Source organism: Cyclobacterium amurskyense (genome assembly GCF_001050135.1).
GTDB lineage: Bacteria > Bacteroidota > Bacteroidia > Cytophagales > Cyclobacteriaceae > Cyclobacterium > Cyclobacterium amurskyense.
Window position 1 is genome coordinate 2,361,546 of the sequence record NZ_CP012040.1, and the last position, 17,558, is coordinate 2,379,103.

Genomic DNA, 17,558 nt, shown 5'->3' on the forward strand with positions numbered 1-17,558 from the left:
CTCAAAAGATGTGAGATAAGCCCAGTTTGTTTTAGGTTGAACAGACGCGAGCCTTGGCTATTAAAGGGTCGGCCAAATCTTACTGCAGAATTTCATCTAACTCTTTTAAAGTTTAGATTTCTTTCTTGGATAATTAGCCCGCTATTTTACTAAAACAAAGCCCTGGAAGGGTGATATCTATATAGCCAGGGGTGTGAGCCCCTGGGAAAAACAAAGAGAACAATACGATTTTGGCGGTATTGTTGCTTTTTTTCTGCAACAATGCTGACAAAATCTCTACTAATCGATGATTTATAGTCTGGGTTAAATCCGGCACCTTCCTTTACTTCTTTGTTGTCAAGTTTACAAATGCAGAAAGAAATTTGCCTAGTTGATTTTTCGTATTTTGATCTGTTATTTTGCCTTCGGTATTAACCTTTCCCTTTATGCCTTGGATGAGTAGAGTGGTTTCTTCTACGAAAGTGGCCTGAATGGTTTCCATAATTAACTTCAATTCTTTATGTCCTTTTACACCACTTGCTGATGCCGTTATCAAGCCAACAGGCTTTTCAGAAAAAATGGTGGTAGACACACACCATTCGATCAGGTTTTTTAAACCGCTCGGAATGCTAAAAACATATTCCGGTGTACAAATGATAACCCCATCAGCCTTGTCAATTTTCTCTCTCAGGGCTATGATTTTTTCAGGCACATTATTTTCCGTTAGCTCTGTTTGGAAATGGGGCAATCCCGTCAAATCTTCTATCAGTTCCATATTGAATTCAGCTTGGCCCAGCCCTGCCAGATGTTTTAGTAGAAATAGGTTGCCTGAATTTCGACTGGCACTGCCACAAATTCCCAGTATGTTTTTCTTTGGGGTCATTTGGAATTTTATGCTATTGGATTGTGATTTTTATGCGATGGAGCAATTGATTTTAGTACTTTGTCAAGTTAAAAGGAGTACTAACCCGAGTTCGAGTTAAAATCTCCTTAAAGCAGTCGAAATCGTCACTGCGAACCCTTTTTGTGGCAGCACTGAGGTAGGGTGTGGCAGTCTTTTTTATCTTGGATTAACCCGATTTCCTTTATTCAAAACTGCCTTTAAGGCTCTGAAGTTCATTTTTTTTGAGTTATATAGAATCGAACTCAGGTAACTATTATATAAAGAAAGGAGAAGCCAAACAATAGGAGGCCCTGAAGATTATAATTTCAATTTACACACTTTTTGTGATGCTGGTATGTTTCTGTATTGCTGTCACCCTTTTGGGGTTTTGGATGGGAGGTGGATTGATTATCTATAATCGTTTCATCCCTTCGGGATTGGTTTTTGTGCTGATTCATTTTCAACGTGAACAGGGATGTTTAGGGCCCAATTAAGGAGGAAAGCTATGCCAATATGAGCAAGGTATTCAAAAATGCTAATTTTTTTAACCCCAAAGGGGTGCCAAGATTATACAAAATAGTACCTGAAAAATACATGAATCCCGTAGGGATGGTATTTTTAATCTAACCAGTCAAACAGATATTGTTCCTCGTATTCAATTTCAAATTTTTCAAGAAAGTCAAAGTATTCTTCTTTAAAAGTTTTCTTTCGATGATGCTCTTCCTGATTACCATTGGTACACATGATTCATCTGTGAATGAGAATAGGAAAATGCACCGTATCCTTCTTGCCATTCAAATTTTCCTTTTAGGAATTTTTGTTCATTGATAAAATTAGTTGAATTATTTTTTATGTCTCGAATCGAATCTGAAATAGGCATTGCTGGTTTTAAACCAACAAAAGCATGGACATGGTCAGCCATTCCATTTACTATAATTGCTTTTTGATTTTTGCCTTTTATTATTCCAGAAATGTATTTAAATACCTCATCACGCCAAGGTCTTTTCAATAGATTTACTCTGCCTTTTACGGCAAAAACATATTGGATATAAATTTGTGAGTAAGTGCTTGCCATTTTAAATTGAGTTAAGTTATTGTTTTAGATTGTAAATATCACAATATCAATATAATATAAATTCCCATCGTTGAAAAACTAAATTTTATAGTGCAGAATTGTATCAGTCCTTTGGGGTTTTTATTTGAGATGGATTTTGGTTCTATAATTCTGTCATCCCTTCGGGATTTGGTTTTGATTCCAAGTACGTGTTATATTTTTCCGATGTGCCTAATCTGATAATTTATAAACCCCAAGGGGGGTCAAGATTATAGAAAATAGGACGAATGACCCGTCCTGAAAAAAGTTTACAGTTTTTAATTTTTTTCATTGGTAGTACTAACACAAATTTACAGAACATAGGATGTAAACCCTGTAGGGGTGGTGTCTCAATCTAGGTAATCATACTAAAATTCAGTTTCAAATCGTTGATAAAAGTCAAGGATAAGATTTATGCTTAATTTTACCTTGAAAAAATAAGTCAATGTCACCCCTTTGGGGTTTTGATTTGAGATGAATTTGATACCTATAATCCTGTCTTCCCTTCGGGATTCGGACTGAATTTGAAGGTTATTATTTAAACTTGCTGTTCATTATAGTTGATGAGATATCATAGAAAAAACTGGTGTACAAAAATGGTATTTAAACAAGATAACTTGGGTGGTAAAATAAGACCACGAACCCCAAGGGGGTGTTAAGATTAATAGGACGACTGACTCTGAATAGGATTTAACCTCCATAAGAGTGGCATATCGATTTATTAGGCTACTACCCTTCGGGGATTTGGCTTGGTTCTTAAGAGGGGGTATGGGGATGTATTGTCGTTTGCAATAAATTTTTATAGTCAAAAAAAATCCCAAAGAATTTCTCCTTTGGGATATATTCTGAAATTTAGGCAAATGAACATTAAAGCCAACCATAATACCTGCTAGCCAGCTTTAACCTAAATCAATCTTTACTTTTTTACCCGTTTTTACGGCTTTGTAAATGGCGTCAATAATGATTAAGTCCTTTAAACCTTCTTTTCCATCCACAGGAACTTTGGCAGTCTCACCGTCCAATATGATCCCTGCCATTCTATCCATTTGGACGGTTTGGTGCGTTACATGTGGGAAACTTAATGGGCCTTTATTGGTCCAAGCTTTAATTGGACCATAGCCTGTAGAGGGTTGCATCTCTGCAAAGCCTTTGGTGCCATTTAGGAAAAACTTATCAAGGTTGCTTGTGCTATAGGTAGACAAGCAGGAAGAGATAACTCCGCTAGGAAATCCAAATTGGAAGGTAATGGTTTCATCTACACCTTCTTTAAATTTCACGGGATCGGTTTTGGTCTCTTGGGCGGTTACCCAAATTGGTTCTTCGCCTACCATGTACCGGGCGCCATTGATAGAATAGATCCCTATGTCCATCATGGCGCCGCCACCTGCCAATTCTTTGTTGAGCCGCCATTGGGTAGGGTCACCGATTCTAAATCCGCTTAATCCCTGAAAGAATTTGATCTCCCCAAACTCACCACTGTCGCGTAAACGGATAATTTCAAGGGTGTTGGGCTCGAAGTGCATGCGGTATCCTACCAATAATTTAACACCCGCTTTGTCACAAGCGGCCACCATTTCTCTGCCTTCTTTGGCATTCAGAGCCATTGGTTTCTCACAAATCACGTGTTTTCCAGCGGCTGCTACCCTAAGTGTTTGATCGTGGTGGAGGGCATTTGGTGTGATGATGTAAACGGCATCGATATCCGGATTGTCCTTGATGGCATCAAAGTTTTCATAGTTGTAGCAATTTTTATCCGGGATGTTGTAGGTCGCTTGCCAGTCCTTGACCTTGGAGGGAGTACCACTGATTAAACCCACCAATTTGGCATTTTTGGAATCCAGCATTGCTTTGGCCACACGCGTACCATAGCTACCCAATCCCATTATGGCAACTCTTAAGGTGCTTGCTTTTTTCGGATTGCTATTCATATTTGCTTGTGCTTTTTGAGTGAAATTTGGGATCAGGGGAAGGGAAACTGCGGAAAGAGTCAGTTTTTGCAAAAAGTTTCTTCTGCTTGTCATGGTTTGATTAGGTTTAGTTATACCTCAAATAAGCAAGGGCAAATCTATTTTGTGCTAATATCACCAGTACCATTGCCTAATTCGGGTCAAATTCTTTAATTACAAGATATTGTTTTTTATCTGGAAATGGAAAATAAAATATTTTTTACCTTTACCCAAATAGTAATCCTAAAAAGAGCGTATATGTCATCTTCCCTTACTTATCAGGCCGAGCCTGAATTAGATCCAAAAGATTTTCAAAAGCTACTTATTGCTTCTACTTTAGGCGAACGAAGGCCCGTTGAAGACCTCGAAAGGTTGGAAAAGATGCTTGTGAATGCCGATTTGATCCTTACTGCAAGGAAGGATGGTGAATTGATAGGCATTGCAAGGTCCATCTCTGACCATTGCTATAGCACTTACCTTTCAGATTTAGCGGTACACAGTGATTACCAAAAGCTGGGCATTGGGAAAATGTTGGTAAAGCTGACAAAAGCTGCTTTTCCCTTGGCCAATTTAATATTGCTATCAGCTCCAAAAGCGGTTGCTTATTACCCTAAAATAGGGATGAAAAAACATGAGCACTGTTACCTTTCGGTTCCCGAGGACCCGATTTATTGATAGGCTGAAACCCGGATAAAAAAAGGCTGCTTCTTTTCAGAAACAGCCTTTGCAATTGTTTTAAACTTTATCCGGTGAGGGAAGGTCAAATTCAGACCTTCTAGGATCAAAGAGCAATCGGTTTGCTTCTACAGATCTGTCTCCAGTGAAAAATTCCGTGTCTCCATCAAATTCTAACCAAGGGCCTACGATATAGTCTGCCTGATCTACCGGAACACCCATTCCATCTCTCGCGATTTCGTGGATTTTCATAAATTCTTCAAAAGCCAATTTGTTGTCACCAAATCTTCCTGCTTTTGCATTGAAAGGGACTTTTTCTCCCATTCTATAAGAGATGTTCATTAAGTGACCTAAAGTACAGCTGTAATGGGCATCAAACATGTTTCCGTTGGCCATTTTAGGATCATTGGCACGACAGGCATTAATAAAACTTCCAAATGCGCCTCCTGGAGTCATAGGCACTTTCTTCACATTTACATTGCGTGGCTGACTTCCATTGTGTGATTTGTATTCACCATCTATTAATTTGCCGCCATCTTCAAAATAGAAACGGTTCGTTACTTCTTTTACATAACCTTCATGGTTAGCATTTCTAACATTGAAAAAGACTTGTTGGCCATTGGCAAATTCTGCTATAGCAAACATGGTATTTGGCGTCTCCCCTTGGTCATCCCAATTGAACCTACCGCCCATGGCCATTACCCTTACTGGGTGTGTATTGGCCACCTCATCATCCAATGCCCAGTAAGCCACATCCAGTTGGTGGGTACCTTGATTGTTCAATTCCCCATTTCCTACCTGCCAGTTCCAATGCCAGTTATAATGCACCAGGTTTTCATTGTACTGGTCAATTACTGCCGGGCCTTTCCATAAATTCCAGTCTAGATTACTAGGAGGTGCAGTATTGGGTTTGTAGCCTATACCTTCCCTTGGCTTGCAGGCAAAGCCATGTGAAACCAACATTTTACCATATTTTCCTGACTTGATATCACTTACCTGATCACGCCATTCATCACTACTACGCCTTTGAGCGCCATGTTGTACTACTATTCCATATTTCTCTGCAGCAGCCAAGGCTATTCTTCCTTCATGGACGTCATGACTTGCCGGCTTCTCTACGTAACAATGTTTGCCATTTTGCGCTGCCCATACCACCATTAGGGAATGCCAGCTATTGGGTGTAGCTACACTTATGGCGTCAATGTCTTTTCTCTCAAGTACCCTGCGCACATCTGCTTCACCTTGTACACGGTTGCTTTTGGTGTCTCCATCGCGGAGAGATTGAACACGTTGATTGAGAACATTCTTGTCAGGATCTACTAAATAGGCGATTTCGACATTGTCCAATCCTGAAAAATTTGAGATATGTGATTTTCCACGGCCATTTACGCCACATACAGCCATTCTAAAGCGGTCGTTGGCACCAATGATGGAACCATAAGATTTTGCACTGAAGCTCATAGCACCGATGGTCAATCCGCTGGCGCCAAATATAGATTTTTTGATAAACTCTCTTCTTTCTTTCATACTTTGGGTTTATAATACTTTCGCAATGAAAGGCATAAGTAAAAGAAAAAAGCGGTTTATTTCAAGTTTTACGCAACTTTTTATATGGTGGGTAAATTTCACTGTGCCCGTTTTCTAAAGACAAAATGGATTTGATCGGAAGGAATTATAGCAAATAGAGTTTCCTAAATTTGAAAAAGTGTAGGACAAAGTAAGGAAACTTGGAAAAGTATAAATTTAAAAGAATCCTAACTATAAAAAAGTGCCTGAAAACCCTTCTATTGGGAAGGTGAAATTTTATAAGGAGGAAGTAATTAAGAAGCCTTTAATAAAGTATCAATCAGCTCAGATGGCGTTTGAATACGTGCTACTTTTTCATCTTCAAGTTCTTTTTTCAACTCGGACTCCAATTCAAAGATTAAACCGGACACAAATATTTTATCCATCCTCAAATCATAGTAAAAGTTGGCTGCTTTTTTCTTTCCGGTCAAAGGAATGCCGTAAGACTGGAAAATTTCAATGGCCTTACGCATCGCTGCAATATTGTTCATAGTATCAAATTCAATCCAAAGTCAATACGGTGAAAGCTTCTTGTTTGTTGTGCATTTAAACAAATCTTTTTATTAAAATTTGTTATTGCAACATTAAAACTACTAGAAATTTACTTTTAGTTTGGAATTTGACAATTATAAGTCACCCAATTTTTTCCCTTTCTTATTGATCAAACGGGTGGTCTTTGGAGAGCCGATAATCTGTGAATGGTAGATGCCAGAATGTCCGCTAAACAGGTAGGCCAAGACACAGGCCAAGCCAATATAAACTCCTGGAATTGCTCCGAATAGCTCAATTCCCATCAAAGTACAGGCAAGTGGCGTGTTTGTTGCTCCTGAAAAAACACCTACAAAACCCATTCCCGCTAAAAGTGCTACGGGCAACGGGATAATGCCTGACAATGCATTCCCAAGGGTCGCCCCTGTAAAGAATAAAGGTGTAACCTCTCCACCTTTAAAGCCAGAGCCAAGAGTTAGGGAAGTTTTGGCGATTTTCACCAAAAAATCATACCAAGGCAAATCCTGAGAGAAAGAGTCAACTATGGTGGGAATACCTAGACCTATGTATTTGGTGTCGCCAATGATAAAAACGGATGCAGCAATAATTACTCCGCCTACCAAAGGTCTGAAAGGAGGGTATTTAATTTTATGACTAAAGAGTTTTGACCAGAAATGTGTGGATTTTGAAAATAACCTGGCAGCCAGGCCAAAACAAATACCAGCTGGTATGATCCATAGCATATTGATAAGGTCCAAAGGAGGCACGATTGGTACGGTGTATTCGGTATGGTGCACCTGCCAAAGGCCTTCGCATGCATAATTAGCGATCACCGCTGCAATGAAAGCAGGAAGGATGGATTCGTACCTTAGTCTGCCAACTACTAGCCATTCTAAGGCAAAGACAGCGCCTGCTAGAGGTGTGCCAAACACAGAAGCAAACCCTGCCGCAACTCCTACAGTAATGACCATCTTGCGATCTCCATCAGTAAGTTTAAACCATTTCGTGAATTGATCTGCAATTGCACCTCCCATCTGTACAGCTGTACCTTCTCGGCCAGCAGAACCACCGAAAAGGTGGGTGAGCAAAGTGCCTATAAGAACCAATGGAGCCATTTTTAAAGGGATAACCTTTAATGGGTTATAAAATTCTTCTAACAATTGGTTATTTCCTTTGACGACAGAAGTGCCATACCTGTGGTAAATCCATCCGATAATAAAGCCTCCAAATGGTAAAAATAGAATGATCCACCTATTGGACTCTCTATAATTTGTAACCCAATTTAAGGATAGGAGAAACAAAGCCGATGCAGATCCCACTAATGTGCCTATGAGCAGGGCTAAAACCAACCACCTTGCTGTAAAGGTCAAATTGGGAAGCAATTCCTGGAAAATGAATTTGGAAAGCAATAGCAGGTTAGGATTCCTATTTGACATGTAGCCAATAATTTACATTTTGAAATAGCATCAACCCAAGTTTATTTTGTAAGAGGCTAAAATACATGTTATTGAAATACCAGCCATAAAGTTAGAAGGTTACGTCCCAAAAAGAGCTATCAATATACTTCTTGGTAAAATACAATAACCAATTCAAAGCAAATATAGGCAAACATTTTAAATATTATTTGATAAAGATAATGCTATAAATGGAGTTGGGGCTTAGGTATAGTTAAACCAATTTTGCTCCTATTCCTACTGTTTCTTTATCTTTTGTATAAAACAAAGAAAATGCTGGTAAGGTCTTGAAAAATAGCAAGTTGTATTTTACTTGTTACAAGTGATTTACCGAACAAATTGTAAATAGATTAAGGTCTAAGTGGCTTTTTCTTAAATGTTTATACAGATGGAATAATTTTTGTGGTGAGTCTCTTTCTAGTATTTTCAGAAAATTGGGGTAAATTAATTATGCAACATATACTAATTACCGGCGGATCAGGTCTTGTTGGTACTTCTGTTACAAAAAATCTTGAAGCAAAAGGAAAAAAGGTCGCCTGGTTAAGTAGGAATCCAAAGAAATATTCACAAAAGTCTTTCTATTGGGACCCCAAAAAAGGGAAGATAGATGAAGAGGCCATAGAGTGGGCAGATGCAATTATCCATCTGGCAGGAGCAGGAGTAGCAGAGAAAAGATGGACAGAAGATCGGAAAAAGGTGATTTTGGATAGTCGCTTAAATAGTAGCGAGCTCCTCTTCAATACCATAAAAAAAGCCAAGGAAAAACCTCAGGCCATTGTTTGTTCAAGTGCCATAGGCTTTTATGGTTTTGACACAGGGGATAGGTTAATTTTTGAAGGTGACCCTCCTGGGAACGATTTTTTAGCGGATGTGGTACGGAAATGGGAAGCAGCAACCGATAAATTTCAGGAATTAAATATCCGTACAGTTACCTTTAGAATTGGAATAGTTTTGGCCAAGGAAGGAGGAGCGCTTAAGGAAATGTTGAAACCGCCGGTAGCAGCACCTTTAGGATCAGGAGAGCAATATTTGAGCTGGATTTTTATAGATGACTTGGCAAGAATGATAGAATATGCCCTTGAGAACCATGGTTTATCAGGAATATACAATGCGGTAGGCCCTGTTCCCGTAAGCAATAGAGTTCTTACTCAAAGGGCTGCTGAATACAAAGGCAAACCTTTTGTTAATATTGGAGTGCCTTCTTTTGCCTTGAAACTTGGGCTTGGAGAAATGGCTAATATGGTTTTGGGTGGAAACAGGGTAAGTAATGAGAAAATTGAAGGTACAGGGTTTAAATTCGAATATGGAGATCTAAACCTGGCTTTGGGAGAAATTTTCTCCTAAGTTTTGATAATTGATAGTTCTATATGTTAAAAAACATCATAATTTTATTCTCTGAATTCACACCTCAGTAATTACGCGTATTTAACCCCCTCCATAAAAATGAAAAAAGTCCTATTGAGCAATTTATTACTGTTTGCTTATTTTGCGGTTAGTGCTCAGGATCTTAATCTGGATTATTACCTGCCTGACGAATATACTTATGACCAATCTATAGCTACCCCATCTTCTGTACTGGGTTTTGAGGTAGGAGAGTGGCATGCGAATCACACTCAGGTGGTTCAATATTATAAAACTATAGCGGAACAATCCTCAAGGGCAACTTTGATTAATTACGGAAGTACTTATGAAAAGCGTCCTTTGTTAATGTTGGTTGTTTCCTCTCCTAAAAACATCAAGCAATTAGACAAGCTTAAAGAACAAAGGGGAGGACTAAGGTTTCCTGATTTTAAATCGGATCTCGAAGGGATGCCAGTGGTAATGTACATGGGCCATTCGGTTCATGGCAACGAGCCATCTGGTGTCAATGCTTCACTCCTTTCGGCTTACCATTTTACTGCTGCTAAAGAAATAGAAGAAGATCTGGACAATATCATATTGTTAATTGATCCTGCGATTAACCCTGATGGGATTAATCGTTTCGCTTCTTGGGTCAATAGTCACAAAAGCTACTACCCCAATGGAGATCGTAACAACAGAGAATTGAACGAGTCTTGGCCTAGAGGAAGAACCAATCATTATTGGTTTGACCTAAATAGGGATTGGATACCTGTGCAACATCCTGAGTCTAAAGGGAGAATTGCCCAATTGCAGGAATGGTTGCCAAATATCGTATTGGATTTTCATGAAATGGGTTCAGACAATACTTACTTTTTCCAGCCGGGAATACCAAGTCGAAACAACCCACTTACTCCAGCCAAAAACTTTGAATTAACTGGGAAAATAGCTGAGTACCATGCAAAATACCTGGATAAAATAGGCTCACTTTATTATAGCAAAGAGAGTTTTGATGATTATTACTTTGGTAAGGGTTCTACCTATCCGGATATTCAAGGCGCTGTAGGAATTCTATTCGAGCAAGCCTCTTCGAGAGGGCATCTTCAGGAGAATGCATTTGGAGAAATAACCTTTCCTTTTACCATCAGAAATCAGTTTACTACAGCTCTTTCCTCTTTCGATGCAGCTACTGATATGCGTGTTGAGTTAAATACGTACATGTCTGACTTTTACAAAGAAGCTAAGGCAGAATACACAGAAGACGATAATAAGGCTTTTATATTTGGAGCTTTAGAGGATTATGGCAGAACTTTTCATTTTGCAGACATCTTGCTTCAACATGACATTCAACTTTACAGCCTTGAGGAAGACGTAACCTTGAACGGGGTGCCTTTCAAATCTGGAAAGTCTTTTATTGTACCCTTGGATCAGGCCCAATACCGTCTTATCAATTCCTTGTTTGAGACAAGAACCACTTTCCAGGACAGTTTATTTTATGATGTTTCCACTTGGAACATGCCTATGGCATTCAATTTGAATTTTATGTCATTGAGCAGCAAGATTTTAAACTTGGCTAAAGTAGTAAATGTCAGTAAGGGGCTCACCTTTAAGGAGGGTAAAATCCTTGGAGATGCAGGAGCTTACAGTTATGCCTTCGAATGGGAGGAATATTATGCGCCTAAAGCTTTGTACAAGTTGATGGATCTTGGTTATCAGGTAAGGGTAAGTCACAAGGAGTTTCAGACCAAAGACAATAAAAAGTTTGGTAGAGGAACAATTTTAGTCGAAAAAGGTAATTCTGAAAAGAGTGAAGAAGCTTTTTACGAAGACCTTAAAACAGTAGCGACAGCTACTGGAGTGAATATTCACGCTTTGACTACAGGCTTGACTGCAGGAGTAAATCTTGGTTCACCAAGCATTTCAGTATTAAAAAAACCGTCTATTGCCCTTTTGGTGGATGATGGAGTAGGAAGTGCTGATGCAGGAGAGATCTGGCACCTTTTTGATCAACGTATGGAAATTCCTATAACCCTTATGCCTTCGCATAGGATGTCAAGCGCGGATCTTAACAGGTACAATGTTATTATTCTGCCAACGGGGAATTATTCTGTTTTGGGAGAAAAAGAAGCAGGGAAATTAAAATCCTGGGTTCAAAATGGAGGGACATTGATTAGCCGGGGTTCTGCTATGAATTGGCTTGCTGATAATGACATAGCTGTGTTTAATTTTCAAAGTCCAGAATATAATGAGGGTACTGGCCAAAAGAAGTATGCCGACTTGCAAAACGACAAAGGTGCCAAAGTAACAGGAGGGGCTATTTTTAAAGCCAAATTAGACATTACCCATCCGATTGGATATGGATATAATTCAACTGATATACATGTTTTCAAACAAGGAAATCAGTTTCTTGAGCCTTCAGGAAATCCTTATGCCAATCCGCTGGTCTATACAGATAATCCTCTTGCGAGTGGTTATGTACATGCAAGCAATCTAGAAATGATAAAAAATAAAGGTGTAATTCAGGTGTCGGGTAAGGGCAGAGGAAGAACCATTGGTTTTGTCGACAACCCCAACTTCAGGGCTTTTTGGTTTGGTACGAATAAGTTGTTTTTAAACGCTGTATTCTTTGGTCAAACTATAAACAGCGCATCGACCAGATAAAGTAATTTTCCACTCAGAAAAATGCTTATTGTCGTTGTGCCAATGCATTTTTCTGAGTAGAAAATCGATATAAAAAGCTGTAAATTGATAAAAGACCACATTTTTTCAATTACTTTTCTTTAATTTGCAGGCTGAAAGGTGAATCATGAACAAAAAATTATTTCCATTAGATAAAAATTATATCCTTCGACAGGCACAGGATGCCATCGAAAAGGAGATGATGGGCATGATGGTGGATGAATTGAAAAAAGCCTTTACATTACTTTTTAACCCCCTTGAATTACAGGATGATACCTACCTGAAAATTCTTTCTGAAAAGGCTTTTCCAGAAGATCATTTATCCATTATTTACAAGCAACTGTCGGGTATCTTTAGATACAGATTTGGTACCAATCAATTGGAACTTAGGTTTGATGGGAAAAGTCACTTTGAGAAATACCAGGATGATTGGAAAGAGACACTTCAAAAATGGGTTCAAATTTTAGGTCAAAATCCAGCCTATGTAAAGAACCTATTGAGAATGACATTACTGTATGATACTCCTTCCCGGGCATTGTTTGCAGAAAATAGATGTAAATCTATTTTGAATGAGCATTTTGGGATTTTAATTGTGAAAAGAAAAGGAGATCTTTTAATGAAAACAGGTAGTTAATCCCTTGTTATGCTGAATTAGTCAACTGATTCCAAAACGGACCGGAAGGAAACAAATTGGCTTCCAAACTTTTCTTTTATAATTTCACTTAGCAGAGGGGCATACTTTGCTTGGAAAAACTCTAAATCCTCCATGCTTTCTGCTAAAAATTGAGCAGAAAAATTGACCCCACCACTACCATCATCGTGCAATAGACGGAAAAAACGTTTTTCGTAGAACAATCCAGTTTGCATAATCCTGGACAAATATTCCTGCTTCATCCAATCGATAAATTCTTCCTCTCTATCATTATCAATATTAATTGTTATGTTGTAAAGTACCATTCGATTACCAGTTATGACATGTTTAAGGCAATTTTATTAAATTCGTCTTGATTCTTTCGAACAAAAATGTAAAGAAACACTTATAGTATATTGAAAACAAAATTATAGCTCAATATTTAATTTTCTGTTTTACTATGCGTAATCATATGGAAAAATCAACTCTTTTTAAACTTGAAAAACCTCAGTTAGCCAAAGTATTTATTACTGTTCTTCACCTTGTGGGTTTGATGGGCTTGTACTGGGAAAAAAGTCGACCATTGTTTCAATTGATTACCCCCTTTCATTTGTTGTTGGTGACCAGTATACTTCTCTTTTTTCATAGTGATTTTAACAAAGCTTTTTATGGCTTTTCCCTATTTGCATTCTTAGTAGGGATGATTACTGAAATTATTGGTGTCAATACCGGTTTGCTATTTGGGGATTACAGTTATGGAGATGTTTTAGGTATAAAAATGTTTGGGGTCCCTTTGATGATAGGGGTAAATTGGTTTTTACTCGTTTATCTGACGGGAGGAATTTTTCAAAAAATGATTAAAAATGACCTTATTGCATCCGCTTTAGGGGCTTTCTTAATGGTTCTGTTGGATTTAAGTCTTGAAATAGTAGCTATTGCCCTGGATTTCTGGGAATGGCATCAAGAAAGTATACCTTTGTCAAATTATATTACCTGGTTTTTAGTCGCCTTTATAATTCAAATTGTTTACAGAAAGTCATCTTTTGAGAAAGAGAATGCACTTATTCTTGTGCTCTTTTTCAATTTGTTGTTCTTTTTTTCAACACTAGCGTTGATTTTATAAAAGACACAAAATCGCTTTAAACAAATTCGTCCAACTTGGGTTTTAATAACAATGATTTACGCTTTGTTCTATATTTTTATTGGTTTTATTACCATGGAATTCTCCGGCTGGTTTATTCATAAATACATTATGCATGGTGTTTTGTGGAATATTCACAAAACACATCATAGTCATTCTAAAGGGTTTTTTGAACTCAATGACCTTTTCTCCCTTCTTTTTGCAAGTATTGCTATTGTTTTAATTTTTTTAGGAGTGAATACCCTGGATTATAGATTTTGGATAGGGCTGGGAATTACGATTTACGGCTTAAGCTATTTTATTCTACACGATATATTGATTCATAGAAGGGTGAAACTTCTTACTAAACCAAAGACTGGCTACTTGCTGGGCATTTTTAAAGCGCATCAAGCGCATCATTCAAGCAAGAAAAGAGACGAGGCCGTTTCTTTCGGGTTATTCATTGTACCTAACAAGTACTTTAAAAAAAAGGTAAATGAGTAAATATTCCATAAAGGACCTGGAGCAGCTTTCTGGTATCAAGGCCCATACGGTCAGAATTTGGGAGCAACGATATAAATTGCTGAATCCAAAAAGAACGGAAACCAACATCAGGTATTATGATGACGATGACCTTAAATTAATTTTGAATGTTGCGCTGCTCAATGAGAATGGCCTCAAAATTAGTAAGATTGCGAAAATGACCTTGGATGAAATGAAAGCAGAAGTGCTTCATCTCACTGACCGGTCTTTTGCTTATGACGATCAGATCCATTCCATGGTGATAGCCATGGTGGAGCTCAATGAAGAAAGGTTTGAAAAGATCATATCCACTAATATCCTCAAAATTGGCTTTGAGCAGACCATGCTCAATATAATTTATCCCTTTTTATCCAAAATTGGTATTCTCTGGCAAACCGGAAGTATTCATCCCGGACAAGAACATTTCATTTCTAATCTGGTTAGGCAAAAATTGATAGTGGCCATTGATGGACAGGTGTATACCGGAGGGGGTAAAAAATTTCTATTATTTTTGCCCGAAGAGGAATTGCATGAGATTTCATTACTTTTCACTTCTTATTTATTAAAATTATACGGGCATAAAGTGATTTATTTGGGACAGAATACGCCCAATGAGGACCTAAACAGTGTGTACAAAGCCCATAATCCTGACTTTTTGGTGACGGCCATTACTACCAATCCTTCTGGCGAAAATGTCGAACCTTACTTACAATCTTTAGGGAAAAGATTTCCCAAATCAAAGATTATCGCTTCGGGGTACCAAATTCTTGGACAGAAATATAACCTGCCTTCAAATATTCAATTGATGGAATATTTAAAGGAGATAAAAGAATACATCCTTCTACTACCGTCGACCTCAACCTAATCGCTATTGAGGTCTTTTTTTTCATAATACAACCGTTTGATTTTGAACCTAGTATTTCTATTGGTTTTACAATTTTGTAAATATTGGTTAAAAATTTAACATGTTTGATTGATAAAGATGTCTTTTTTTATACTTTTGCCAATAAATTCAACCTTAATTAATCATTTCTAGCCTTTGACTTTCATTAGAGCCAGATTAAACAAGAAGACATACGAGCACATGAAACCACAAATAAAGTACTACAGGTTAAAATTGAATCACCTCGATACCTGTGAAAATGGTCTTAAAAGTTAAAAAATTAACAGCGCATTTCTAGCCGTTAACCATTTCCATGCTACTTTCTCCACTTAAGTAATTTTTTTTTATTATTACGATTGTATTCTAAGGAAATTTTACGATTTCAAGTTAACTTACCTATCTAATTTATAATAGCATCACCCACATTTAATTAAAATGATTAATCGATAATAGTTTATATATGATGAAAAATATTTCTTTTAGCGCAATAAATCGCTTCGCGTATTTCTCGTTGATGTTTGGGCTTGTCTTGCTGGTTGCTTGTCAACCCGAGGTGAAGTTGCCAAAAGGCGATTCTGATAATGGTGGTTTAACGCTACCTGGAGGATTTGAGGCTGTTGTAGTGGCCGATAGTATTGGTAGAGCCAGACATCTTACTGTAAGAGAGAATGGCGATATCTATGTTAAGCTTAGAGTTGCCAATGACGAGGGACAAGGCATAGTAGCTTTGAGAGACACCGATGACGATGGTAAAGCCGACATTGTCAATGTATTCGGTGATTACCCGGAAATTGGAAGTTATGGTACAGGTATGGAGATCTATAATGGGTACCTGTACTTCAGTACAGCCGGAGATGTTTTCCGAATTAGAATAGATCCGGAAAAATTAGTACCTGAAGGTGAGGCTGAATTAATCATGAGAGATGATTACAAAAATGCAGAACATGGTTATGAGCACATTGCCAAACCACTTGCATTTGACAATGAAGGCAATATGTATGTTCCCTTTGGTTCTCCAGGAGATGTTTGCCAGGAATTTAACAGACGTCCAGGGATGGCAGGCATGTTTCCTTGTCCTCAACTTGAGTGGCACGGTGGTATTTGGAGATTTGATGCAAATAAGCTGAATCAAACTCAAAAAGATGGTTACCGATATGCTACTGGAATAAGAAGTGTGGTGGCTATGGATTGGAATGACAAAGAAAACAGCCTGTATGTAGTTCAACACGGACGTGATAATTTGTACCGAACTTGGCCGGATCTTTATTCAAGATGGGAGTCTGCGGTATTTCCTTCAGAAGAGTTTTTCAAAGTAGAGGATGGTACCAACGGTGGTTGGCCTTATTATTACTATGACCAAATCCGTGGTAAAAAACTATTGAATCCAGAATATGGAGGAGATAAAGAGTTAGCCACAGGGGCTGATACGGTGTCAATGCCTATCATGGGATTCCCAGGCCATTATGCACCTAATGACCTCTTTTTCTATACAGGAGATCAATTTCCAGAACGGTATAAAGATGGAGCATTTGTTGCTTTCCATGGTAGTACCATTAGAGGTCCTTACCCACAAGCCGGTTATTTTGTTGGTTTCGTTCCTTTTGAAGGTGGTAAACCTTCTGGTCCATGGGAAGTATTTGCTGATGGTTTTGCACAATTAGATACAATTGTCAATACCGGAGATGCAGCCGCTCGTCCTATGGGACTTTCTATGGGACCTGATGGATCGCTTTATGTGACCGAAAGTGTAAAAGGGAAAATTTGGAGAATTATGTATCCAGGAGATAAGGAAGATTTTTCTGATGGGGATTTAGAAGAGCTTGCTAAAAGAAAAGAATCAAGAACAAATATTAGGAAGCCGGATGAAGAAAAGGACAATTTAGAAAAAGGATTGTTAGAAGTAGGCGCTCAAACTTATAATGTATACTGTGCTACATGTCATCAGGCTAATGGACTTGGAGATGGTACCAGATTTCCTACCCTGTCCGGTACTAAATGGGTAAGAGGAAATAAAAAAGAACTGATCAATGTTTTGCTTCAAGGTCTAGAAGGACAAATCGAAGTAGATGGAGTTCAGTATAATGGCATTATGCCAGCACATTCCTTCTTAAGTGATGCGGAAATAGCAGGTGTACTTACTTACATAAGAAAAAGCTTTGGTAATAACTCTTCCAGTATTTCAGCAGTGGAAGTAAGTAATGCCCGAAAAGAAATTAAATAATCAATTATGCGCCTCTATCACGAAATAGCTAAAATATGAAATTGATTGTCTCCTTTTTAATTGTAATATTTGGACTGAT

Annotated in this window: 14 protein-coding genes and 1 pseudogene; 8 read left to right on the forward strand and 7 right to left on the reverse strand. The window is 38.1% G+C overall.

Annotation, left to right across the window (positions count from 1 at the left end; all coding sequences use genetic code 11):
* Positions 1–322: 322 nt before the first annotated feature.
* From CA2015_RS09760 to CA2015_RS09770, 3 genes and pseudogenes are all read right to left on the reverse strand, one after another.
* Positions 323–862, reverse strand: coding sequence for an NADPH-dependent FMN reductase (locus CA2015_RS09760; protein WP_048641735.1), 540 nt, complete (start codon positions 860–862; stop codon positions 323–325).
* Positions 863–1,480: 618 nt separating this feature from the next.
* A pseudogene (locus CA2015_RS09765) lies at positions 1,481–1,937 on the reverse strand (IS200/IS605 family transposase).
* 917 nt (positions 1,938–2,854) lie between these two features.
* The gene (locus tag CA2015_RS09770; protein ID WP_048641736.1) at positions 2,855–3,976 is read right to left on the reverse strand and encodes a Gfo/Idh/MocA family protein; all 1,122 of its coding nucleotides are present in this window, start codon (positions 3,974–3,976) and stop codon (positions 2,855–2,857) included.
* Between the two features lie 183 nt (positions 3,977–4,159).
* Between CA2015_RS09770 and CA2015_RS09775 the strand changes: the two genes are divergently transcribed.
* Positions 4,160–4,576: a GNAT family N-acetyltransferase gene (locus CA2015_RS09775; protein WP_048644460.1), complete on the forward strand. Its 417-nt coding sequence runs from the start codon at positions 4,160–4,162 to the stop codon at positions 4,574–4,576.
* Between the two features lie 60 nt (positions 4,577–4,636).
* On the opposite strand, the gene CA2015_RS09780 is transcribed toward CA2015_RS09775, so the two are convergent.
* From CA2015_RS09780 to CA2015_RS09790, 3 genes are all read right to left on the reverse strand, one after another.
* Positions 4,637–6,103, reverse strand: coding sequence for a Gfo/Idh/MocA family protein (locus CA2015_RS09780; RefSeq protein ID WP_048641737.1), 1,467 nt, complete (start codon positions 6,101–6,103; stop codon positions 4,637–4,639).
* 293 nt (positions 6,104–6,396) lie between these two features.
* Positions 6,397–6,633: a hypothetical protein gene (locus CA2015_RS09785; protein WP_048641738.1), complete on the reverse strand. Its 237-nt coding sequence runs from the start codon at positions 6,631–6,633 to the stop codon at positions 6,397–6,399.
* 135 nt (positions 6,634–6,768) lie between these two features.
* Positions 6,769–8,067, reverse strand: coding sequence for a voltage-gated chloride channel family protein (locus tag CA2015_RS09790; RefSeq protein WP_048641739.1), 1,299 nt, complete (start codon positions 8,065–8,067; stop codon positions 6,769–6,771).
* A gap of 468 nt (positions 8,068–8,535) precedes the next feature.
* Between CA2015_RS09790 and CA2015_RS09795 the strand changes: the two genes are divergently transcribed.
* The 3 genes from CA2015_RS09795 (at position 8,536) to CA2015_RS09805 (ending at position 12,736) form a co-directional block, all read left to right on the forward strand.
* A complete protein-coding gene (locus tag CA2015_RS09795) occupies positions 8,536–9,429 on the forward strand; it encodes a TIGR01777 family oxidoreductase (RefSeq protein WP_048641740.1) in 894 nt (297 codons plus the stop codon).
* A gap of 99 nt (positions 9,430–9,528) precedes the next feature.
* Positions 9,529–12,084, forward strand: a complete 2,556-nt coding sequence (locus CA2015_RS09800; protein WP_048641741.1) for a M14 family metallopeptidase — start codon at positions 9,529–9,531, stop codon at positions 12,082–12,084.
* Between the two features lie 145 nt (positions 12,085–12,229).
* On the forward strand, positions 12,230–12,736 hold the full coding sequence (locus CA2015_RS09805) for a hypothetical protein (RefSeq protein WP_048641742.1): 507 nt from the start codon (positions 12,230–12,232) through the stop codon (positions 12,734–12,736).
* 17 nt (positions 12,737–12,753) lie between these two features.
* On the opposite strand, the gene CA2015_RS09810 is transcribed toward CA2015_RS09805, so the two are convergent.
* Positions 12,754–13,059 (reverse strand): DUF4286 family protein, encoded by a 306-nt coding sequence (locus CA2015_RS09810; protein ID WP_048641743.1) that lies wholly within the window; start codon positions 13,057–13,059, stop codon positions 12,754–12,756.
* Between the two features lie 146 nt (positions 13,060–13,205).
* On the opposite strand from CA2015_RS09810, the gene CA2015_RS09815 reads away from it, so the two are divergent.
* The 4 genes from CA2015_RS09815 to CA2015_RS09830 all read left to right on the forward strand — a co-directional run bounded on the left by CA2015_RS09815 (position 13,206) and on the right by CA2015_RS09830 (position 17,479).
* Positions 13,206–13,856: a carotenoid biosynthesis protein gene (locus tag CA2015_RS09815; protein ID WP_240477956.1), complete on the forward strand. Its 651-nt coding sequence runs from the start codon at positions 13,206–13,208 to the stop codon at positions 13,854–13,856.
* Positions 13,857–13,907: 51 nt separating this feature from the next.
* Positions 13,908–14,357 carry a sterol desaturase family protein gene (locus CA2015_RS09820; protein ID WP_048641745.1) on the forward strand — a complete coding sequence of 150 codons (450 nt, stop codon included), beginning with the start codon at positions 13,908–13,910 and terminating at the stop codon, positions 14,355–14,357.
* Positions 14,350–15,240: a MerR family transcriptional regulator gene (locus tag CA2015_RS09825; protein ID WP_048641746.1), complete on the forward strand. Its 891-nt coding sequence runs from the start codon at positions 14,350–14,352 to the stop codon at positions 15,238–15,240. Before CA2015_RS09820 ends, CA2015_RS09825 begins: the two co-directional genes overlap by 8 nt.
* Positions 15,241–15,718: 478 nt before the next feature.
* Entirely contained in the window at positions 15,719–17,479 is a 1,761-nt protein-coding gene (locus CA2015_RS09830) for a c-type cytochrome (protein ID WP_240477957.1), read from the forward strand.
* Positions 17,480–17,558 lie beyond the last annotated feature (79 nt).